16 protein-coding genes are annotated in these 22320 nt (G+C 39.5%); 6 read left to right on the plus strand and 10 right to left on the minus strand.

The window, feature by feature from the left end:
* Nucleotides 1-138: 138 nt before the first annotated feature.
* The gene (locus BN8908_RS16210) at nucleotides 139-1035 is read right to left on the minus strand and encodes a diaminopimelate dehydrogenase (protein ID WP_068691655.1); all 897 of its coding nucleotides are present in this window, start codon (nucleotides 1033-1035) and stop codon (nucleotides 139-141) included.
* A 169-nt stretch (nucleotides 1036-1204) separates the two neighbouring features.
* Between BN8908_RS16210 and BN8908_RS16215 the strand changes: the two genes are divergently transcribed.
* From BN8908_RS16215 to BN8908_RS16230, 4 genes are all read left to right on the plus strand, one after another.
* The gene (locus tag BN8908_RS16215; protein ID WP_068692397.1) at nucleotides 1205-2800 is read left to right on the plus strand and encodes a YfcC family protein; all 1596 of its coding nucleotides are present in this window, start codon (nucleotides 1205-1207) and stop codon (nucleotides 2798-2800) included.
* Nucleotides 2801-2809: 9 nt separating this feature from the next.
* A complete protein-coding gene (locus BN8908_RS16220) occupies nucleotides 2810-3334 on the plus strand; it encodes a 3'-5' exonuclease (protein WP_068691657.1) in 525 nt (174 codons plus the stop codon).
* A 2-nt stretch (nucleotides 3335-3336) separates the two neighbouring features.
* On the plus strand, nucleotides 3337-5043 hold the full coding sequence (locus BN8908_RS16225) for a hypothetical protein (RefSeq protein WP_021989145.1): 1707 nt from the start codon (nucleotides 3337-3339) through the stop codon (nucleotides 5041-5043).
* A 208-nt stretch (nucleotides 5044-5251) separates the two neighbouring features.
* Entirely contained in the window at nucleotides 5252-5977 is a 726-nt protein-coding gene (locus BN8908_RS16230; RefSeq protein WP_068691659.1) for an inorganic diphosphatase, read from the plus strand.
* Between the two features lie 26 nt (nucleotides 5978-6003).
* On the opposite strand, the gene BN8908_RS16235 is transcribed toward BN8908_RS16230, so the two are convergent.
* Together BN8908_RS16235 and BN8908_RS16240 are read right to left on the minus strand one after the other, a co-directional pair.
* On the minus strand, nucleotides 6004-6996 hold the full coding sequence (locus tag BN8908_RS16235) for a DUF3810 domain-containing protein (RefSeq protein ID WP_235837454.1): 993 nt from the start codon (nucleotides 6994-6996) through the stop codon (nucleotides 6004-6006).
* Nucleotides 6997-7071: 75 nt separating this feature from the next.
* Nucleotides 7072-7689: a cytidylate kinase-like family protein gene (locus BN8908_RS16240; protein WP_068691663.1), complete on the minus strand. Its 618-nt coding sequence runs from the start codon at nucleotides 7687-7689 to the stop codon at nucleotides 7072-7074.
* An 811-nt stretch (nucleotides 7690-8500) separates the two neighbouring features.
* Between BN8908_RS16240 and BN8908_RS16245 the strand changes: the two genes are divergently transcribed.
* Nucleotides 8501-9148, plus strand: coding sequence for a porin family protein (locus BN8908_RS16245; RefSeq protein WP_161945891.1), 648 nt, complete (start codon nucleotides 8501-8503; stop codon nucleotides 9146-9148).
* Nucleotides 9149-9884: 736 nt separating this feature from the next.
* Nucleotides 9885-16580: an aminotransferase class I/II-fold pyridoxal phosphate-dependent enzyme gene (locus tag BN8908_RS16255; RefSeq protein WP_068691669.1), complete on the plus strand. Its 6696-nt coding sequence runs from the start codon at nucleotides 9885-9887 to the stop codon at nucleotides 16578-16580.
* Nucleotides 16581-16639: 59 nt separating this feature from the next.
* Here BN8908_RS16255 and BN8908_RS16260 read toward each other — a convergent pair whose 3' ends face one another.
* From BN8908_RS16260 to BN8908_RS16290, 7 genes are all read right to left on the minus strand, one after another.
* Nucleotides 16640-17290: a hypothetical protein gene (locus BN8908_RS16260; RefSeq protein ID WP_021989139.1), complete on the minus strand. Its 651-nt coding sequence runs from the start codon at nucleotides 17288-17290 to the stop codon at nucleotides 16640-16642.
* A 225-nt stretch (nucleotides 17291-17515) separates the two neighbouring features.
* A complete protein-coding gene (locus BN8908_RS16265; RefSeq protein WP_021989138.1) occupies nucleotides 17516-18265 on the minus strand; it encodes a hypothetical protein in 750 nt (249 codons plus the stop codon).
* 60 nt (nucleotides 18266-18325) lie between these two features.
* The gene (locus tag BN8908_RS16270) at nucleotides 18326-18553 is read right to left on the minus strand and encodes a hypothetical protein (protein ID WP_068691671.1); all 228 of its coding nucleotides are present in this window, start codon (nucleotides 18551-18553) and stop codon (nucleotides 18326-18328) included.
* Nucleotides 18554-18841: 288 nt separating this feature from the next.
* Nucleotides 18842-19036, minus strand: a complete 195-nt coding sequence (locus BN8908_RS16275) for a hypothetical protein (protein WP_021989136.1) — start codon at nucleotides 19034-19036, stop codon at nucleotides 18842-18844.
* Between the two features lie 10 nt (nucleotides 19037-19046).
* A complete protein-coding gene (locus BN8908_RS16280; RefSeq protein WP_021989135.1) occupies nucleotides 19047-19895 on the minus strand; it encodes a DUF6861 domain-containing protein in 849 nt (282 codons plus the stop codon).
* A 183-nt stretch (nucleotides 19896-20078) separates the two neighbouring features.
* A complete protein-coding gene (locus BN8908_RS16285) occupies nucleotides 20079-20462 on the minus strand; it encodes a DUF3244 domain-containing protein (RefSeq protein WP_021989134.1) in 384 nt (127 codons plus the stop codon).
* Nucleotides 20463-20642: 180 nt separating this feature from the next.
* A complete protein-coding gene (locus tag BN8908_RS16290; protein WP_222860031.1) occupies nucleotides 20643-22214 on the minus strand; it encodes a tetratricopeptide repeat protein in 1572 nt (523 codons plus the stop codon).
* Nucleotides 22215-22320 lie beyond the last annotated feature (106 nt).

The raw sequence follows: 22320 nt of genomic DNA on the forward strand, positions 1-22320 counted from the left end.
ATTTTAGATTTACGGTTTTAGATTATTTGCATCTGCCTTCTGATTTTTGTAGAAAACGTCGTAAATCAAAAACCGTAAGTCTAAAATTAATGTCGGTTTAACCCTAAAACATCCTGTTTTTAGTGTGTCGGGAGATTACTAAACAAGATGCCTGATCAGTTCTTGCCGGTTTCCGTAAAGCATGTCGATCACCGGAATCTCAATCAGGGTGTAACATCCCGGTTTCTGACGCATAGCGGCGCGGGCAGCGGATACCAGAATCTGACCGGTCAGGGCCGGATTATTGATTTTCATATCGAATTCGAATAACTGGTTTTGCGTCTTGCCTGAAACGCCTTTCCGGGTCAGGTTGACACCGTGTCCCATGTCTAATAAGGCATCTACACTGTCTACCTGAAGTACATGAGTTTCATCGCTTGCAAAATAAGGATCGGCTTTTATCTGGGCAGCAACTTCGTGAAAATCATAGCCATTTTGTAATTCGATGTAAACCATCCGGCGATGAATACCGGTTCCTGTCGGTATGGTCATCGAAAGGGCCGCTTTTACACCTTCAATGGCTTTTACTGCTACGGTATGTCCCATGCTCATGCCCGGTCCGAAGTTTGTATAAGTAATGCCTTTAGGCGCACAGGCTTCCAGCAAGGCCCGGACGATCGAATCACTTCCCGGATCCCAGCCGGCAGAAATAATGGAAACCCGGTTGTGCTTTTGGGCAATCTCATTCAGTTGTGAATGCAAGTCGGTAATTTGGGTGTGAATGTCAAAACTGTCAACGGTATGAATACCTTTAGAGAGCATTTCCGTTGCATATGCCTTGACACTACGGGTTGGCGTGCACAATATTGCTACATCTACTTCTTTCAGTTCACTTACATTGGCAACTACCGGGTAAGCTTTCAGCTCTACCGGATTATTTTCGGGGTTTCTCCGGACGATTCCGGCAATTTCAAAGTCCGGTGCGGTTTGAAGCGCTTCTAATACGTATTTCCCAATGTTGCCATATCCTACAATGGCGGCTCTTATTTTTTTCATAGACTTTATTTTTTGAATTACAAATTTGCGAATAATTCGTTATACATCAAAATGCGCTGTATAGATTGTTTAACCTTCAACTGATTCGTGAACGGATGTCTAATTTTTTGATTTACGATTTTCAACTATTTCTGCTATCTTCGCCTGATCTAAAACAGATGTTATGGCGTTGTTTAAAAAAGTTCCTCATACCTATACGATTATCGCTGCTATAATTCTTATTTGTGCCGTGCTTTCCTGGATTATTCCCGCAGGAGAATTCGACAGACAGACCGTCGAATTAGATGGGGTGAAGCGCACGATTATTGTTGATGATTCTTTTCACCGGGTGGAACAATCTCCTCAAACCTGGCAGGTTTTTGGGGTTTTATTGGAGGGATTCGAAAAGCAGGCGGGAATCATTGCTTTTTTATTGATTATCGGCGGAGCATTTCAGATTATGAATAGCAGCAAAGCTGTAGATGTGGGGATTTTTTCTTTTTTACATTTTACCCGGGGATTGGAGCGTTATAAGTGGATGAAGCGTATCGGAGTCAATAATGTCGTCATTTCTTTAGTTATCATTCTGTTCAGCCTTTTTGGTTCTGTTTTCGGAATGAGTGAAGAAACACTGGCTTTTGTAATTATTATCGTTCCTTTGGCTATTAAAATGGGGTATGATTCGATTACAGGACTTTGTATGGTTTATGTCGCGGCTCATGTCGGGTTTTCCGGTGCGGTTTTAAATCCTTTTACGATTGGTATCGCTCAGGGATTGTCCGATTTGCCTTTGTTTTCCGGGTTCGAATATCGCTTGGTTTGTTGGGGGATACTGACGGCTGTTCTGATTGCTGTCGTTTTGTGGTATGCGGCCCGGATAAAGCGCAATCCGGCCCTTTCCCCCATGTATGAGGCTGATGAATATTGGCGGAACCGGGGGAGTGAGAATGTGGCGGCAGTCGAATACAATACTTCCCGGGCTTCCTGTGTCGTATATTTTCTGATATTGGTGGCCTTAATCGGTTTTTCGGTTTATTATCCGTTGACGGAATTCCGCCTGGGAGATGCTGTTATTTCTTTTTATGCCTTACCTGTGATGACTGGTTTGTATGCTTTATTGGGTGCTTTAGGACTCCGGAAGTCGTCTCATTTTTTTATTCTGACGGTATTGGGATTCACGATTGTCTTTTTAGTCATAGGGGTAATGGGGCATGGTTGGTATTTGACGGAGATCTCTGCACTTTTTTTAGCTATGGGCGTTTTGTCGGGATTTGCATTCGGGAGGTCGTCGGATGAAGTCATAAAATTATTTTTGGAAGGAGCGAAGGATATTCTTTCGGCTGCGATTGTTGTCGGTTTGGCAGGTGGAATAATCGAAATATTACAGGATGGTCGTATTATAGACCCTATTCTTCACGGTTTGGCAGCTTTGATGAATGATGTCGGCAAGAGTGTTTCGTTGGGTGTGATGTATCTGATTCAGACGTTGATCAATATCGTTATTCCTTCCGGGTCGGCCAAAGCTGCTTTGACAATGCCCATTATGGCGCCTTTTTCCGATGTGATCGGTATTTCACGTCAGGCGACTGTAATGGCTTATCAATTTGGAGACGGTTTTACGAATATGATTACTCCGACCTCGGCCGTTCTGATCGGAGCATTGGGTATCGCTCGTATACCTTATGAGGTGTGGGTGAAATGGTTTGTGAAAATATTGATATTTTTTATTGTGTTGGGTTTTGTATTGTTGTTGCCGACAATTTGGTTCGAATTGCCGGGATTTTAATTTCGGGTTATGAATGAATTTGCTGCAATTGATTTTGAGACGGCCAACTGGCAATCTACGAGTGTATGCTCTGTAGGGGTGGTCGTTATAAAGGAGGGAAACATCGAAGACAAGTATTATAGTTTAATACATCCGGCTCCTAATTTTTATTCGCGGCGAAATACGGCAGTTCACGGCCTGACACGGGAAGATACGGAGGAAGCTCCGGCATTTCCGACCGTGTGGCGGGAAATTCTGCCTATGATTAAGGGACTTCCCCTGGTGGCTCACAACAGTGTGTTCGATGAAGGGTGTTTAAAGGCGGTTCATGCTTTATATGAAATGGTTTATCCCGGTTATCCTTTTTATTGTACTTACCGTTTGGCACGTAAGTCGTTTAAAGGATTGGAAAACTATCAATTACACACGGTTTCGGCTTATTGCGGCTATGATCTGACAAGGCATCACCATGCTTTGGCCGATGCCGAAGCATGTGCTGCCATTATGTTAAAGTTATTGGAAGCCCCTAATTGTCTGTTGTCTCAAAGGAAATAATTATGTCTTTAAAAAAAATAATCAGCGGGATATCGACTTTTCCCAGTAAAAACGCCTGGGTTTGGAAAGATTCGGTGTCGGTATTGTCATTTACTCTTTTCCATCTTTTATGGATCATACGTTTGTTTTCTTTATTGCAGATCATCAAATATATTTATCGGAAAATTGCTTTTTGTATCAAGCAGTTTTCTTTGGATAAAGGGAGTAAAAGAATAAATATCCCGGTGTTGCTGGTTGAACTTTATTTTATCTTTTTTGCTTTAGGGATTTTTTTTGTTTTCCGGAATAAGTATATTTTGTTTTATTATTTGATCGAATCGTCGGTTTGGTTGTTGTATTATAATGTATTCCGGAGATTTTATGAAGAAAAATATTCGATATGCCATCAGATGGAGTATTTTGTACTGATTCCGGTTGTATTTTTTTCACAAGCCAAAGCCATATCCTTAATAGAAAATGCCGATCTCAATATAACTCTTCAGGCTTTGGCCGGTAATTTCCCGTCTGCAGATTTCCCTTTTTATGTAACGATTCTGAGTGTGCTTTATATTGCGATTATTATCAGTGTGGTGATATCGACCTTACCGTCGGAATCAGTCAAGACCGAAAAGAGAAGCCATTTTATGACGATTATCGGCGCCGGAGATGTTGTCTGTAAACGGCTTTATCCGGCACTTCAGAGGCTTTGTCCTTATCGGGATATCGTTATTTTTCACAAAAAAAATACTCCGGTAAATCCTGATTTCTTTACGACCGTAAAATCGGGCTTGAGATTGTTTGAGGATGATTTTGAGATTGCTGCGACGGCCCGGGATTCTGAAATTTTGTGGATAGCAACACCTTCGTATAAGCATCTTCCGTATTTGGAAAGTTTTATGAACGATAATATGTTTATCGTGTTGGAGAAGCCTTTGACTTCTGTAAAATATGAGATTCCCTTGTTGAAAAAGTTAATGGCTATTCCTTCTATTTGGAATAAAATCTTTTCATTGAGTTATTATGTGCAGGAGAAAGCACTGCCTTTGACTTATTTTTTCAATCCGTTGTCTTTTTATGAGAAATACCTGACCTTTCCGGAATTATTGAATAAAAAGATGTTGGCTGAAATCAGGGAGCGACTGGGGAAGATCAAGGACGTCGGGATATTTTTGGTGGAAGGTAAGGATGCCCGGGACTGGGCGAACGATTCGGCAACGGGTGGGCAATTATTCGAGACATTTATCCACCCTGCATTGATTAATCGGATTATATCGGGAGAAGAGGCTGTATGGACGGATGTGAAATGGAGTTTAGGCGTATATGAAGATATAAAAACCGAAACATTTATAGGTTGTAAGGGGAAGACGAACGGCTATTGTTTTACATTACTGGTCGGAAAATTTATAAATGATCTTTTCCGGAAACGCTATTGTGAGGTGAGGTTTGAAAATGGAGTTGTTTTTATGGATTTTGACGAGCGTATGTTGAAGATACAGACCGGGGAAGAGAGTTACTCTATAGCGGTTTCTTCTTCTTTCCGGAATTATGAGATACAGACGGATATGGTTGTTCGTTGCTACGAAGATCATTTGGTACCCTCGATAGTTGATTGTTCGGGATTGCAGGTCGGGGTGTTGGAGTGGCTGTCTGGTCAGGATCTGACCAATGTTACACGTTTTAATTATTCGGATGATTTTAATCCTTTTGCCGGAATGAAACAATACATATAAATTTTAGATTTACGATTTTAGATTTTAGATTGGGCCCACAGCGCGGCCTTAAAAGATTTACGATTTATGATTTACGATTTTAGATTGGATACACAAATTAGCTTAAAATAGAATTTACGATTTATGATTTTAGATTAAATAAATCCGATGACGAATTCCTTTGTCAAGCGATTTACAATTTATATGTCGAATATAATCGGATAAAATAATGTATGATATAGAATCAGCATATATGCGTTTTTTAGGTCGCTGCCACATTGAGCATGCGGCGTTGAAAGCGGTACTTTTTGATATGGACGGCGTACTTTTCGATTCGATGAAGAATCATACGCTGGCATGGTATGAGACGATTTCCGGGATGGGAATTCCCTGTGTGCGGGAGGAGTTTTATCAGTATGAAGGAGCGACGGGTAAGGGGACAATCGATCATATCTATCAACGGACTTATGGAAGAGATGCAACCGATCACGAGGTTGAGTATATTTATGGCGAGAAAAGCCGCCGCTTTAACGAGCTGGGAGAAGCCGAACCGATGCCCGGAGCAAAAGAGATGTTAACGGAAGTTGTAAGGAGAGGATTGATTCCGGTATTGGTGACAGGTTCCGGTCAGCGTTCCTTATTGGATCGGTTAAACCGGGTGTATCCCGGTGTATTTGCGCCGGAACGTATGGTGACGGCTTTTGATGTGCAACGCGGTAAGCCTGATCCGGAGCCTTATTTGAAAGGTTTGGAAAAAGCCGGAGTAAAGCCTTTCGAGGCAATGGTCGTTGAGAATGCACCTTTGGGGGTAAGAGCCGGTGTGGTTGCGAGAATTTTTACGGTTGCCGTCAATACGGGACCGATTCCTGACGAGCAGTTGCGGAGGGCCGGCGCGAATTTACTTTTTCCGGATATGCAGAGTCTGGCGGAACACTTTTGCAATTTGAAGTTTTAACTGTAATCTAAAAATGAAGGCGTACTTTAATTTGCAGCGTGTCCGGATGCTTTCTCCCAGGAAATAATGATCCCGATTACTTCTGAATAATTTTTTGTCCCGGAAGCTATCTGATTGCTTTTCAGAAACAGGTTGTAAATATAGTTTTGAATTTTTCCGATGCCCGGACTGTATTTATTGCGCCAGTATTTTAAATAGGCTTTGTATTGCCCGATAATTTCAGGACGGATGGAGGTGGTGAATTGTTTGAATTCGTCTTCGGAAAGCAAACGGTTGGCATTTTGAAGCACATACCCCAAAAGTATAAAGTTACCGCTATAACGTATGGCCGCTGATTCAGACCGGTTGCATATCAACCAGGCGTAGAAATTTGCTTCGGCTTCACTCGAGATACCTAATCGGTGGGCTGTTTCATGAGCAAATACACCGGGGTATTCTTCCAGCCGTAATTCCCGGTTTAAATTGAATTCACAGAAGAAAGGTCCCATATAACCGGTAACACCAACTTTAGATAATAGCGGGCTGATTAGCATGGTTTTGGCTTTTAAATGGGCCGGTGGGTGAATCAGACCGAATTCTTTTTCAAGACGGGCATATCCTTTTTGTATTTCTTCAGCTACCGGGAGGGAATCGGGAGAATGGGTTACGGTGTAGCTGTTGTTTAATTTTTCTACGTAATCGGTTAAAAAGTGGCGGAATTCTTCTTCGGTATAAGAAACCGGAGTTATACCCGTGCGTGCATAAAAATTTTCCCGGAAATAGTTCAAACCCCAGGCCAGATAGAACCATACGTAAATCCAACCCAGTATCAGCAATAAATTGAAAATTCTTTCCTTCCGGCTCTTTTTCCGGATAAGAATACGGAGAAAATAAATGAGTAAGAACAGAGAAGCTGACAGGATGAATAAGTCTCCGACTGAAAATGGAAAAACAGAAGAAAAGGCCGATAGGACAGTAGTAATACCCGGATAGATATGACGGGCATAAAACTCTCCTGCGGCGGGGAAGAAACGGACCATTCCTATTGCTATTATAAAAGCAATAAGCAGAAGCGCTGAACATTTTTTCCCGTTATGCATGTATTGTCCGACTGGTTATTTTATTCTCTGGCGGATAAAGAACTCGATAAGCTCTGTTGTTTTATCCGTCCCCAATATCGACGAATCGATGCTTAGATGATAGGATGAGGCTGCTCCCCAGGTTTTGTCTGTATAATAATTGTAATAGCTGGAGCGGTTTTTATCTGTTTTACGAATGAGTTCCAAAGCTTCTTTTTCCGGAAGGTTTAAAGATTTTTTTACCCGTTCGGCTCTGTCCTGCATGTTGGAATGTATAAAAACGTTCGTACAGTTTTTTTCATCCTGTAAAATATAATCGGCACACCGCCCGACAATGATACAGGATTTTTCTGTGGCTAATTTACGGATAACGTCCGATTGTACCTGAAATAAAGTCGCATCCGTGAAATAGTCGTTGGGTTGATATATGGCTCCGTTCATGGAAAAACCCATCGCAAGGGCTTGCAAAAAGCCGCCTGATGTTTTTTCGTCGGCTTTTTCGAAAAGTTCGGAACACAAACCGCTTTCTTTGGCTGCCAATTGTAATAACTCTTTGTCGTAATATGAGATATTCAGTTTTTCTGCTAATTTTTTCCCGATTTCCCGACCTCCGCTCCCGAATTGCCGGCCGATCGTAACAATTATTTTTTCCATTTTGAAAGGATATGACTGGTTTTTAACTTGGATAGTTTCATCTGAATACAGGTCCCGGTTTACGGGGATATATCGAGGTTCAGTCTATCTTATGCAATAATAATAAAAAAAAGGACAGGATAAAAGGATAGGTATAAAATATAGATTTACGATTTATGATTTACGATTTACGATTAAATCCACAGGCCGACCTAAAAGAATTTTAGATTTACGATTTTAGATTTACGATTAAACGCACAGGCCGACCCTAAAAGATTTACGATTTATGATTTACGATTTTAGGTTGAGCCCGCAAGCCAACCCTAAAAGAATTGTAAATCTACATTAAAACTTATGGCTTAGTGGAGGTTGCGATTGAGCAGGGTTACAACCATAGTGCCGGCGGAAGAATTTTAATTTCAGATTGAGTTTATAATCCGGGTCTACACAAATCTTTTTATCCGGACGTACCTTGTGTCGTACACATAAATTTCTCCCATAGATTGGGCTGTTAATTTCAAAAACGGAATTTTTTGTTATGATATAAAATCGGTTGTTTTACATGTATTTTTGGATATTTATTTGATAATAAGATGATTGTGTATTGATAAAAACGATCATTTAATTAAGATAAACACACACCGATTTTGTGACAAAGATAGAAAAATGCAATTAGTTTTTATTCAATTTGTTAACTTTTTTTATTCTTTCTTTTTTTGGAAAAAGGTGTCCCCTATAAAAATGATCGTTTTTACGTGTTATTTGATTTGGTTGCTCTTCCCGGTTTGTTTTTAGTATTAATCAGCTCTTTTGGGGCACAAAAAGAATGAATATGAAAAGAATGATTGTATCGGCAGTTTTAATTGCTGCACTTGTTGTGGGCGTGAAAGCTCAGGAAATCAAATGGGGTGTAAAAGCCGGATTAAATTTAACGACAGCCGGTAAAGATTTGAAAGATGTTATGAAGGATGGAGATTTCGATCAGAAAACCAAAGTCGGTTTTCACATCGGAGCTTTTTTGGATTGGGGTCTGACTGAAAACTTTTATATTCAGCCCGGTTTGTATTACGCTAATAAAGGTGTGAAATTTGAAAATAAAGAAGACGATAGCTACAAAACGAAAGTAAATCTGAGCTATCTGGAGTTGCCGATCCTGGCTTCTTATCGCTTTTCTTTGTCCGATAATATCAAATGGCATGTAAATGCCGGACCGTATCTGGCTTACGGAATCGGAGGAAAATTTAAATATGAAGGAGAAGAGGGTGATGAAAGAGAAGATGCTTTCGGCACCGGAGAGGATGAAGCTGGGTTAAAACGTTTTGACTTCGGATTGAGTTTCGGTACCGGTGTCAGTTTCAATGCCATTTATGTCGGTGTAAAATATGATCTCGGATTGACGAATATTGCCGATAAAGATTCGTGGGACGATACGAAAATTAAAAATCGGAATTTTGCCGTTTCTGTCGGATATACTTTTTAAAAGGAGTTTTAATTTTTAGATTTACGATTTTAGATGATACACACGACTTTTCCCTGCAAAAAGAGGAATCGTAATCGTAAATCGTAAATCAAATGAATCTGAAAATTGGTTGCAGAGCCTGTCAAAAGCATTTTTGACAGGCTTATTTTGTGGTGTAAATTGTAGGAATTATTCCATTGAATGGAATGCTATTTTTCTATAAATATTTGAACGGTTGTTCTATATAAAGTTTAAACCGCTCTGATGGTTAAAAATCATATTTTTAATCTGAATCCCGGTAATATTGTTTTTTAATATATTTAAATACAGTGATTTGAGTCTACTTGTCTCCGGTATTTTCTTTTGGTTTTTAAGTCGATTAACTAATATGATTCGGATAAATATTGAATGATTGTTCATGTATAATTGGGGAATTTCATTTTCGGTATATAAAAAACACAAAATACAAACGTTTTCGTGGATTGATTTCCCGTTTATGTCTTAATTGCTTTCTTTTCCGATAATTAATATTTAATATTGTCCCTGGAATTCATTGTAATACCGTAAGATGAATTCTGTAATTATGAAATTTCGGATTTATGGTGATCAGAAATATGAAGCTGGCAGATCGATTTATGAAACGTAGAACTACGTTGCGGGCTTCTTTTACATCACCGGAAAGATACATTTGAATCAGGAAGCTCGCTGAAAGGCGAGCTTTTTTTATATAGTGACTTGAAACCTGTAACAATAGAGTATGTACATCAAAGGAGAACCCAGGGCATTTTTGAGCAGTGAAGCTCAACAGCTATTGAATCTTTATGAATCGCTCGGAGAACGGGCGGAAATTTTTCTGCCGCGTCATATTTATGACAATCTGACCAGTTTTGTCAAGCTTTGTTTTGAGGAGCCGGATGATCCGGCAGCACAGCAAGCGGAGATCAATCGCTATCTATTAAAATTCCGGGAGGATATACCGGGATATACGGATGTTTCTTTGATGCTTTGTCCGCATGCCAGTTCGAAGGCTTTTGAACTGAGTGGGCGTCGTGCCGAGTTTACGAAGAAGTTGAGCGGTTTCCTGGATACGGAAGCGGTTTCTCCGGAATATAAGGTGTGGCTTCGGAACATAAAAGATACGCATGATTTTTCTGTAGGTACGCCTCCGGTAAAGAGCAGTCATATCGATTTTATTTCGCAGATGCAGTTGGGCGGTCAGGTCAGTGAGTTGCGGAAATACCGGGATGTGATCGGGGTTACGGGGGATTTGAATGAAGGGCACTGGAATTATCTGATGGATACTTTGGAGCAGATGATCAGCCAGAGTACTCATTATACGACAAAAGCCGAAGTAGCCGATTTTCTGAATCGTACCCGGTGGACGGTGAATTTTAAGGGATTGAACGGAATGATCCGGACCGTCGTTTCCGGAAATGCGGATAAGGCTGTCAGTCTGATCCGGGGAGACGTATTCAACAAGGCCAGTGTACAGGTGTTGGAAAATCCGTCGGCAGAAGATTTATACGAACAGATGTGTGTGGATACGACTTCTATTTTTGTGGTAAAAGTGAAACACATGCGTGTAAATTTGTATTCGGGAGAGAAATGGTTTCCTTTGCTGACCCGTTTGGTGATTGTAGACGACTCCAGGGAATCGCGCAGTTCTAATACTTCGTTGGTATTTTGCTTTCATAACGGTATAATCAATACTTTAAATAAGGTACATACGAAGAAATTGGGTTCTCCGGCAAATACACAATTGAATCTGCGTTTGATTCTGGAAAATGTAAATCCGTTGTACTTGACGGAGTTCCGGGAAAAAATCGAGGTGCAGATCAAAGAATATGAGAAGGAGATCGATCGGATATTGACGGAGCAGGTCGGTAGGGGCGGGGATCCGTTGAAACGTCTGAATGTATTTAAACTGGATATGTTTTCCCGTAAGATTGTTCAGGATAAGTATTCTTTGGAAAAACTGCGGGATTTTATTTATTTTCTGGAGAATTGTCACCGGGAAGAAAAACGTCAGATTCAGACGAAAGAATTGATCGAAGAATTCGAAAACCGGATTCGTCAGTATTTCTATTCCGATAATGCCAATATCGAAGTTTTGAGTGTACTGGAAGGAGGAGGACGAAATCAGATTCGTACCTACGGACAGTATCTGTTGCAAAAACCTTTCCATACGCTGAACGAAAAGGTGGTGGAAGCCTGTCGTTTGATTTTGGATATTATTCCCAGCAATTATGAACGTACTCTGAAAAATCATTTTCATAAAAATTTCGGGATCAATCTGTTTCTTGAAAAATACCAGGCTTATATTACGAAAGTAGATAATGAATCGAATAATAAGGGGCGTTTCGATAATTTTTTAATCGATCTGGGTATCCGGGACAAGTACCGGGCATTGACTTCCGGTCAGCAGGATATTGTAAAGAATTTCTTATCGGCTTTAGGGAATCTGGAACAAACATCGGTATCTGATTCCGTGCAGATGATTATCCGGGATCTGTTATTCAATCCGAACGGACGTCCGAAACCTTATATCATTTACAATGCTATTCAGGCCTGGGAATATAAGGACTTATTGCCGGAAGATACCTTCGATATCAATCCGTTTGATATTGAGATTGAAAACCTGGAAGACGGCCGTTTGGCGTATGAGCGCTTGACAGATAAGTTGCTCCGCATTAAATCAACGTTGGCTTTGTTCGACGATAGCGGCAGTTTGTGGGATTTGTTCTGTGAGAATACGACGATTCTGATCAACGATCCGAATAATCCGACTGGTTATACGGATTTTAATACGGAAGCTTTAAATGGATTTCTGCGTTTGATGAATACGTCTAAGATCACTTTGTTTCTGGATGAAGCTTATGCGGATAGTGTGAAGGTGACGGACAGCAACATGCCGAAATGGCGGACGATTTCCCGTTATATTATTAATAATATCAATGCCCAGGGGAATATCCGGGCTGTTTCTTCTTTGTCGACTACCAAAAATTTATCGGCAACAGGGGATCGTTTGGGGGCACTGGCGGTTACTCCGCAGGCACATGCTGTGGCGGCTTTTGTGCGTCAGCACAATTCCAGTTCGCATGGAAATAATAATTCGTTGCTGATGTTGAACAATTTGCTGGAAGTGGCTCAAGTGGCGAAGAAAATCAAGGATACGATGGAAAGTGAGCTGCCGAAAAACGCTTCCCGTTATAAGATCAAGGAAAGCCTGGTGAAATTCATTAACGACCAGATCGGGCGTACCGAACAGGCGAATGCCAATAGCCGGGCTAACCGGCAATTGCATAAGACGGCCGGTTTCGAGGGGAGCCCGTTGTATTTGTTTTTATTGGACGAATTGGTATCTCTGGATAAGCTGGATATTTTGTCTTTGCCGGATGACTTTAAATATAAGAACGAACCTTTCTTTGTATATTACCAGAATAAGCTGGTAAAAAATCTGAACCGGTTCCGGGTGAATAAAAATTTCCGGACAGAGTCGCTGGAACGGATGAAGTGGGCGAAAGAGGCTGCAGAACGGGCTTTGGCCAAATATCCGGAATGCGGAATAACTTATTTGCCGTCCGACGGTTCGTATCTGTTTAATTTCCGGGTAGACGGACATTTTTCGTATGCCGATTTGCTTTGTTTTTGTCAATACCTGGCTCAGAACAGAGGAATTGCAGCAGTACCCTATTCAACGGGAGTGGTGCGTTTTGCCTTGGGGGGATTTTTGTCGGATAATGAAAAAAATATCAAGGTATTTAAAAATGAGCTGGAGGACGGTTTTACCATTTTCCTGAAATATTGGCTGATGTTTGCAGCCAAACGGGAAAATCCGGTCTATAAAGAGATAGAAAGTCACACAATTTTAGGCGAAATTTTTAGTTATAAAAAAGATAAGGAATTAATAGAGGCGATCATTGCCGATTATCCGTTGTCCGGTAAGTCGGAGAAAGACAAGGCGCCTTCTTTACAGATCCGGGATATCCGGACATTGTATCACGCTTCGCCGGAAAAAAGCGGGGTTACGATTACGACGATTGACCGCTCGGTGAATTCGGTTATCGAATTGCATGGTGATAAGATCGGTTCCTGCCGGGATGTGCTCGAATTTATCCGGAGTGCTGCTTTTTCGAAAGTATACGAGAATTTGTTGGCACAGATTTATAAGAAAGTACCGGATATCGCCGATCTGGATTTTAATACGGTCAGTTCGAAATACAGCAAGGCCGTTATTTTGAAATACATTACAAATAAACGGACTTTTCAGCCGAATCACAATGTACTCGACGATCCGATGGAAAAGAATATCATGCGGGAGATTTTGATCGAGATGGAGCATATTCTTTTTTCCGACAGTAAAGTGAAGATTCTGGCTATCGATGCTACCGGAAATCCGGAGCTCGATAAGTCAAAACTGGAAGGTATCAATGTGATTCTGAAAAAATACATCCGGGAAATATTGCTTCATTTCAATTTGCCGTTTGAGAAAGAAAGTCTCGAACCGAGCCGGAGTGAAATTATCAAGGTTGCCGGAGAAACTTTTGAGGAGGTGATCGGAATTAAGCTGAAAGACCTGAACCTGAATATCTGGGTGGATGAGTTTATCGGGAAATTACGGGAATTGCCGGAGTTTAAAGAGACATTGTTATCCCAGAAAACGATCGGTTATATCATGGATGCCATTTCTTCCGGGATCAATGATACCAGCTTGGGAGTGACCGATAAGATATTGTATCTTTATTTGTTACGTAATGACGATTCGTTTTACGATCTGGTGATCGGGAAATTGAAATATTTCAGTGAAAAGATCGAAAACTGTGATGACAATGAGCTTCGGATGTTCCGGGAGGAATTTATCAACGAGATCATGCCTTCGCAATTGAATGAGATCAACGATTATATTATGCGGAAGAAAGACATCAAGGTGGCTGAAAGTGAGATTCACCGGGTCAGCCGTCGGGTGGTGTTGTTTTATATCAGCATGATCAAGCGCACCAAAGGAACGGATTATTACAAACGCTATACGCATATCATGGTACGTTTGGTAGAAACGGCTTTCAGAAAACAGAACTCCAGCGTGAACGAGATGGTACAACACGGTATCTCTATTTACAAAGGGTTCGAAATGGAAAATAAAGTGCTGGAAAGCTATGACGACGGACGAATTCGTTGGATCAATGAATTGATGCAGAAATGCGGGGTTATTTCTTCGGAACAGCCGGTACAGGAACACACCCGTATCGTCACGGATGCCAAGAAAAGGGAGTATCCTTTCCATAAGATAGACCGGGCAGAGACCAGGGAAAAGGATTTTACGGAGGAAGCCGGACCGAACGATTATTTGAAGTTGCTTGATTTACGTCCTGATTCTTCGTTTTTTACTGATCGTTTGGCCCGTTTTATCGCTAATATGGATTCGGACGATTACCGGTGTAAGGTGGTAAAACACGGTATGGTGAAAGAGCTGGTGATTTTTCAGAAAGGGTATATGAAATACCTGACAGATAATTACCGGTTGAATTATACGGAGGATATCAGTCTGAAAGATATACGTCATTTTGTGCCGGATGTGATCAGTTTTCTGGGTGCCCCGGAAAAACTGATTTCTTTCCCGCAAATCGGTTATTTTGATATCAAGGGACCGAACGGGAACATCAAAACGATCGTTACCCCATTGAAACAAAAAGTGGATTATTTCGGGGATGTGAAGAAGCCGCGACTGACAGTGATCAATGAGAAAATGAAAGAGATCGGCGGCAATCCGCGCCACGGGTCGTTGTTTGCTGTTGAAGAGAACGACGGTAGTATTTTTGTCGTGGAAATCAACGGTGACAGCGGTGTCGGTAAATCGGAAATGATAGCCGCCTTTATATTGAAATGGTTGCGGAACAATTTACAGGGAGTACGCTCGGTGAAATTGATTGCCGGTGATATGTTCCATGAATTTCAGGATGCAGAAGGAAATTTGTACGGGATAGGAACCGAAGTCGGGGATTTCTCACGGACAACGGATTTTGACCCGGATTATATCAAATATTACAAATACCTGTTCGAGAGCAGTGCCGACAGTAATGTCGAAGACCTGAATTCCCGGAGCACGGTGAGCGGGATGTGCGATATCACGATGCCCTATAAAATCGATATCATGCTGAGTGCCAGTAATTATTCTAAGGATGAAGCCGGTATTACACGGGTAGATAATCCGGAGACTTTTGTACTGTATATCGATGCCCACGGGGAACGGAAAGAGAAAGCGACCAGCCAGGACGGACCGAATTTCCAGCGTACGCTGAAACGCTATACGGCGGATAAGAATATTGTCACTGTCATGGCCCGCCACGGTAATTATCTGGATGATATTCTGGATTGGGCTTTTGACGATAGCAATAAGCAGTATTATCTGGCTTCTTCTTATAAATTACTGGATAAGATAGATATTACGGAAGTTGTGAATCTGATTTTTACCGGTAAGCAGTTTGAACGGAACGGGGTATGTTATACCATACGTTCGGTAGCGTTCGATATGATCCAGAACCGTTTTCCGGCAGAGGTTTCGTATGGAGACGGAGAGATCCGGGAAATGCCGGTTGACCGGAAAATGTTCAGTGCCATTTTTGACTCTTTGGCCAGTACACCGGGAGGACAACCGTTTATTGCCGAGGAAGGACAATTGGAAACGGTTATGAATCTGATACGGGTGATGCGTGGGGGCGCAGACGGGGAAGGTAAGGCCCGGAATATTCAATGCGGGGTACTTTCTACCGAAATCGGTAAAAAAGGCCGGGAAATTACCGGACCGCAAAAAGCAGCTATGGAACTGAAACGGATGATTCAGGAGGTACGGGTGACACGTCCTGAAATCAATGAGGGCAAAATTAAGGTAAAACGCTTGTTGAATGAAAAATACCGTCCTATTTTCCATGGGGAAATGAACAGTTCCGAACTATGGCGTTATAATTTCTTTATCTATCAGTTGGAAAATATGCGGAAAGCCGATTACCGGCGGATGGACGATATTACCCGAAAAGTAGATATGAGTAATTTGGTGAATTTTGTTCCTGTCGATCCGAAGAAAGAGTTCAGTCCGTTGCTGGTAAATCCGAATCTGAATATCGAATTGAGCAGCTTCAGCGAAACGTTCGAAGAATTGATGAGTTTGCCGAATTACGGTGATTTTGCCTGTGAATTTGCCGAAAAAGTGGATCAGTTATATATAGCGGAAGGATATAGTGAGGAGACCAATATCAACAATATGATTGTGCAGTTGCTATTGATGGAGGGATATATTACGACGGAAGACGTTGCCCGCGGCAGTGTGATCCAGAAGGTGAACCGCGAGACGATAGCTGCAGCCAAATATGCTGTCGTACAGTATTTGTCTTCGTTACAATTTACCGTCGGGACCAAGGAAGTTACAAAAAAAGCGACTTCTAAAGGACGGAAAAAGTAATACGGAAAACGCCGTATGGGGATTTGTTACCCATATTCGGCGTAATGTTCGAATCCTGTTTATCGCACAGAGGGGTATTGAGACGCTTCTCTGTGCGATTTTTTTATTCTTTTCAGGAAAGGAGAATCAGTGATTTTTGGGGACCTTGATATATCTTTGTTTTTAGGGGTCATTTTCGTTATTTCCTTTTTATAAATATTCCAAAGTTTAGGATTATATATCGGTGTCCCTATTATTTTGATCGTATTGCTGGTGTCGACCAAAAAGGTGTGGTATAAGCTATTTTCCGGAATAGAGTTTTCATTTTCAAATTCCCCGATGTTGTCACATAATAGCGGATAAATAAATTCATTACGAAGTAAATTCGCAATAAAATCTTCGTTCCCTTTATCTACTTTAAAAATAGCAATAAAATCGACTTCTAACGATTTGTCCCGAATTTCTTCAATTAAAATTTTCCAGGATTGTAATTCTTTCATTCTACATGAAAAACAACCTTCCGCATTGTAATAAGTGATAAGTTTAGGCTTATTTTTCAGTTCTATTATGGTATCCTTATCGAGAAAGCGCCAGGAAGCTTTAGACGGTAATTTCAGTTGAGTACCGTAATATTTGTTTAGATAGGAAGATGTGCTGTTCGGGGTATTGTTACATCTCTGCAATAGGAAAAAACTTCCAATTAATAATATGTAAATCGATATTCGTTTCATTTTTACTGTTTTTGACTTCTTCGTAACCCCTCATATTCCTGGCTAATGCACCATATCATAAACGATAATAGGCTTTCCGGAATGCCAAAATGATTTTCTCATGTAGAGTTATCTTTTACATGATTCAGTAATAATTTAATGGAACGAGGCTGACTTTTTATTTTTAATTTATATGTACTTCGCATACAATAAGGGTATTTTTATCGTGTTTTTACTTCCCGGTTTTCATTTCTTTTTCTTTACTTCTTCAAATCCCATATCTCTGATTTTTGCATACAGAAACCAAAAATGACCTGCTCCATAAACAATAGCGACTTTGGGATGTCGGTAAGTACGGTATAACTCACTCACATATTCGTTTCGAAGTTCTTGTAACATAAAAAATGAGTTGTATTGTTCCTTTTCCTGTCGGCTGAGTTTGTATTTTTCCAGTAGGCCGGTCTGAAAATCATACTCTGTTAATACGATTTTCCCCTTTGCCGCTTCATATCTTTTTATCAGTTCGGCGATAAACAGATCGGCGTGGATATCCTCCTTTGTAATGCCTTTTAACTCCGGTGTTTCTGTAACCTGTTTACCCTTGGTTTTAAAAGGGAGAGAGGGATTGTCCTTGCGGTCATAACCTGTCAGATGCATACCGGTTACTCTTCTGAATTTACGTTGTATGGTGTCGTATTTCGGTCGTAAACTGTCCGGAAGCATCTTGGGGTCCACAGTTCCTAGTCCTTCGTAATATACGACATATCCTCTGTGCCTAAGCGTATCCAGGTAATTTTTTACTTTCTGATAGTAAGCCGGCCGGCCTGTATGCATCATCGGAATCAGAATCACCTCCCTTTCTTCCGTATGATTAACCATCAAAGTTGCTTTGCCTTCAACTGCTCTGCCTCTTAAGAACACAGCATATATGACGGATCTGCAAGACATGAACAAACCGGAGGAAAGAAAAAGAATAAAAAAAACAATATTTTTCATAATTTTTATTTTATGATCAGGAAAAAAGACATATTTCACATCTTTCTTCCTGATAATTTATTATGCAACTTGTGCGATTGATTTAAGTACTTCCACTATAGTATCAACCCAACAATTAGCTTTACATGCTCCACGTCCCTTTATTTTATTACCGTCGCTATCAGTGTATTTATCTTTACACATTTCGATACAATTTGCATGTTCGCCTCTGGTTACTGGATTGTCTCCCAGATAGTAGATTGTTCCCATTTTTTCTTTCAGATAATTATCGAGTTCTTCTGCACTCATATTAATTGATTTCAGAAGTTCCGGGGAAACCGAATAGCTGATCAATTTCTCGGATTCCATATCAAATTTCGCTATTAACGAATAGGAAACGGAACGGGCTTCCGGACCGACCTGAATCGGTCTGGTTAATTCAAGGATGCCGCTTTCAGGAAGTACATCTTCTGTTTGAGATGAAAGTTTTTCATCCGTGTTACACGCAAAAAATAATAATGAAATGGCTATAAAAAATGCAAAGATATGAGTTTCCCTCCAAAATCATAATCCCTAAGGATTCATTCCGGTTTCATATTATTTATGCAAGGATTTACTTCCAATAATCCAAAATGAAGCGACAAGAAAGCCAATGATGACAGATTCCATAATCTCAATTTTCAGAATGTCTCTCTTGCTATGAAAAACGATATCTAACAACCATTCTCCCCAAAAAAGGCCGACGCTGAATATAGCCCAAAGAATAAAAAATATTTTTATTTTCTTTTTCATAACAATTAAATTACCAAACTTCCCAATGATCAAGTAACGCTACAATTCCACGTCCTGCTGATGAATAACAAGCACCTGCAACAGCTCCAGGCGCTGCACCGACACCTCCTGCCAGAGCGCCAACCCCAGCTCCAATTGCTCCTCCTACAACATCTGATTTTCCCATACTTTTCAAAGTATCACAAAACCAGTCCCATCCCCCTCGTGAACTTATTGATTTTAACTCATTCATTGCACCTATTTCCATTCCACCTAATTCAATTATCCATTTTTCATAATTTTCTGTCCAATATTCTAATGAATATCTTGCTACTGAAGTTGCTGAAAGAAGAATTTTTGCTTCATCAACGGAACATTGACTTATAATATCTAATTCTATCTTTTTTATTTTTTCTATTGTTAATTCAAGTCCTATTTCTAAATTGGATATTACGTTGTCTAATTCATTTAAAAAAGTGATTTGTGAAGGATTTAAATTAATTTTAGAATTAATCAAATATGTTAAGTTATTATTTCCTGCACTTTTTAAAACTTCACGATTAAAATTTTGGAAAGTTAATGGAAGTTCCTTATGATTTACGTTTCTGAGAATTTTCGACGTTTTAGCAAAAGATAATGTTGCTTGTTCAATTAAATCGAAAATATTGGTAGTACTTCTCAAAGCAGATTTTTTATTGATTTTCTTTTCCTTAAGATATTCAAAAATATAATCTAATCCTTTGTTATGTTCTATTCCAATTTGTTCATAATCAAAAGATATATCAGGTGTTGTTGTCTTCTCTTTTTGACAAGATATTAAATTGGCGGTTACAAAAACACCAAAAACGAATGCAACTAATACGACAATCTTACTTTTCATGACAAATAATATTTTAGAGTTATAGTATTTTTGACTTTTTTCCTGAATATATAAGATCTTTGCCATTTTCGGATGAGGATGGGTTATTATTCCCTTAAATCCTGAATGGCAAGTGACTCAAATTATTTTTGCCTAAAAGAGTTAAACTTTTTGTTTGCATACTTGAAGCTGTTTGAAAATTGACTATCGTTGGAATTCTCCTTCCCAGTAATAGAGGCCGTTTAGAATTTTTAATAGATACCGCTCTTCTTCCGCCAAAGAAGAGATGTCGATTTGATTTGGTGAAATGGAAATATCGATCGTTTGGACGATTGTATTCTGATGCGTATTGTTTTCGATAATTACTGTTGCCTGCCCGTGACAGTTTTGGAATACCAATTCGATTTTATGGGTATTTAAATTTAGCGTAGCTGATGCTTTACTAAAAGTAATGGAACGAGGTTTGCCTTTGGGGAGTATTTTAATGGTTTTAGTATTAACAGTAATCGGTTGTTTTTGTTCTTGCCCCCAGCCATTAGAAAAAAGAGCAATACATAGTAAAATTGTAAATACGATGATCTTTTTCATTTTATTTTGATTTAGTGTTGTAAATAAATATAATCTGTACAAAGTACTTTTTCTACTTTCAGACTCTTATCATTTAAAAATCAAAATATTGACGATCAGTATGTTGTGAAAATATTTTCTTATCAAGTTGTAACAGAGGACTGTTTGTTGCTATCTGACAATCAAAAGAACTTCGGTTTATCAAGCGAACTTTTCCTGATAAAGTTGTTTTGCCATTTCTTTAAGATACAAGGGAAGGGATTGGTTGATATCCATTTTACTGCTCAGCCGATTGTTTTTTACGTAGAAATAATTGACACTTACGTTATAAATTACACTTATTTCCTGAGGCGAGAAATCGGAACAGATAAAGGCGCACCACTCTAAATCCTCTTGTGAAAGTTGAGGAAATTGTTTTTTAAGAAAGTCGATAATACCGTGATAATTGATATTGACGATATCACATAGATTGTGAAGTACTTCCTGTGTGAGTGTATGGAGTTTCATCAATTCGTTTACCTTTGTGTAAAAGATATCCCGGTTTGCTTTCCCTCTGTACTGAATGGACAGAGCTGTGAGTTGCTTAATGATGGCCAGCCGTTTTTCCAACGCTTCTTTTAATTGCAGTTGTTCCCGGTTTTTCTCATTTAATCGGTATATAAATTGGTTTTCCGTAAATTTGTGTTGTTCTTTCAGATTTTCCACCAATTGCAGATATTCTTCTATCTCATTTTCTTTCTTCCTCAATGCCTTTTTATGGCGGTTGATCCAATAAATAGTTAAGCAGATCAATAAGGCCAGAAATAAAATCAGTATTATCAATAGTAGATAATGTATCTGTGCTTCTGTCTTTAGTTGTTCGTTTTGATTCGATAATAGTTTGTTTCTGAATTGTTTTTCCGTATTCAGAACAGCTTCTCTGCGTTCCTGTTGAAATAGACAGTCCGTTATATTACAATATTCCAAGACATATTGAAATGCTTCTTTGTAATTTGAACGTTTTTCTTCGATTTGGTATAGATGTAAGTAGATGCTTTGTTTCTGTATATTGTTTAATTTCACCGTTGAATCTGCTAAAGCCAATTTTAAGTAATATTGGGCAGAATCATATTGTCTTAAATAATAATGGCATTCACTTAAGATTACATATCTATTGAAAGAATTTGTAGTATCTTTTTTATTTTTAGCGAAAATTTCGTGAATACGTTTTGTATTTTCAGTTAGAAAGCATACATATAATAAGGCACTTTCAAGATAAGATATTTCTTTTGTATCTCTCTCCTCTTTAAAAAATTTTAAAGCTTTGTCGTAATGAATATACGCACTGTCTAATTTATTTTTTCCTAAATAACATCCGGCAATAGATCCCAAGATGTAATTGGCATTTAAAGAGTCTGCTTCATTTAAAAAATATTTGTAGGATAATTGGTAATATTTAAATGCGTCTTCTATATAATCCTGGTACCAGTATATCTCACCTAACTCATTGTAAATAAGTCCTAATAATTTTTGGTCATTTGTTTTTAAAGCCAATTGCTCGGCTTGTAGTAAATTTTCACAAGCTTTTTTCCATTCATTATTTGTAGAATAGATTTTTCCTTTGTAAAAATAGGTTTTGGCTGTTCTTTGCCAGTCGTTTGTTTTAGGATAATAATCCAAGGCGATATCAATCAGTGAGTCAGAGGTAACTTTTACCAGATTTTTATGCAGGGCTTCTGTATACAAAAGGGCGTATCGAGCTTTTATGGCCCGGTTTTCGGGGATTCTAGTCATGAGTTGTAACAGTTTGAGAGCACTGTCGGGCTTTGACGACATGATTTGTTCAATGGTGTCGAAGGAAGAAAGAGGATTTATCGAAGGTGTACATCCGATATATAAA

The sequence above is a fragment of the Culturomica massiliensis genome, assembly GCF_900091655.1.
Taxonomy (GTDB): domain Bacteria; phylum Bacteroidota; class Bacteroidia; order Bacteroidales; family Marinifilaceae; genus Culturomica; species Culturomica massiliensis.

Coding starts and splice junctions, on each gene's coding strand:
- BN8908_RS16280 (WP_021989135.1), bottom strand. CDS start 19,895: ATGAAAAGTAAGATTGTCGTATTAGTTGCATTCGTTTTTGGTGTTTTT.
- BN8908_RS16230 (WP_068691659.1), top strand. CDS start 5,252: ATGTATGATATAGAATCAGCATATATGCGTTTTTTAGGTCGCTGCCAC.
- BN8908_RS16285 (WP_021989134.1), bottom strand. CDS start 20,462: ATGAAAAAGATCATCGTATTTACAATTTTACTATGTATTGCTCTTTTT.
- BN8908_RS16290 (WP_222860031.1), bottom strand. CDS start 22,214: ATGACTAGAATCCCCGAAAACCGGGCCATAAAAGCTCGATACGCCCTT.
- BN8908_RS16265 (WP_021989138.1), bottom strand. CDS start 18,265: ATGAAAAATATTGTTTTTTTTATTCTTTTTCTTTCCTCCGGTTTGTTC.
- BN8908_RS16270 (WP_068691671.1), bottom strand. CDS start 18,553: ATGAGTGCAGAAGAACTCGATAATTATCTGAAAGAAAAAATGGGAACA.
- BN8908_RS16235 (WP_235837454.1), bottom strand. CDS start 6,996: ATGGTCCGTTTCTTCCCCGCCGCAGGAGAGTTTTATGCCCGTCATATC.
- BN8908_RS16245 (WP_161945891.1), top strand. CDS start 8,501: ATGAAAAGAATGATTGTATCGGCAGTTTTAATTGCTGCACTTGTTGTG.
- BN8908_RS16220 (WP_068691657.1), top strand. CDS start 2,810: ATGAATGAATTTGCTGCAATTGATTTTGAGACGGCCAACTGGCAATCT.
- BN8908_RS16260 (WP_021989139.1), bottom strand. CDS start 17,290: ATGAAACGAATATCGATTTACATATTATTAATTGGAAGTTTTTTCCTA.
- BN8908_RS16225 (WP_021989145.1), top strand. CDS start 3,337: ATGTCTTTAAAAAAAATAATCAGCGGGATATCGACTTTTCCCAGTAAA.
- BN8908_RS16240 (WP_068691663.1), bottom strand. CDS start 7,689: ATGGAAAAAATAATTGTTACGATCGGCCGGCAATTCGGGAGCGGAGGT.
- BN8908_RS16275 (WP_021989136.1), bottom strand. CDS start 19,036: ATGAAAAAGAAAATAAAAATATTTTTTATTCTTTGGGCTATATTCAGC.
- BN8908_RS16255 (WP_068691669.1), top strand. CDS start 9,885: ATGTACATCAAAGGAGAACCCAGGGCATTTTTGAGCAGTGAAGCTCAA.
- BN8908_RS16210 (WP_068691655.1), bottom strand. CDS start 1,035: ATGAAAAAAATAAGAGCCGCCATTGTAGGATATGGCAACATTGGGAAA.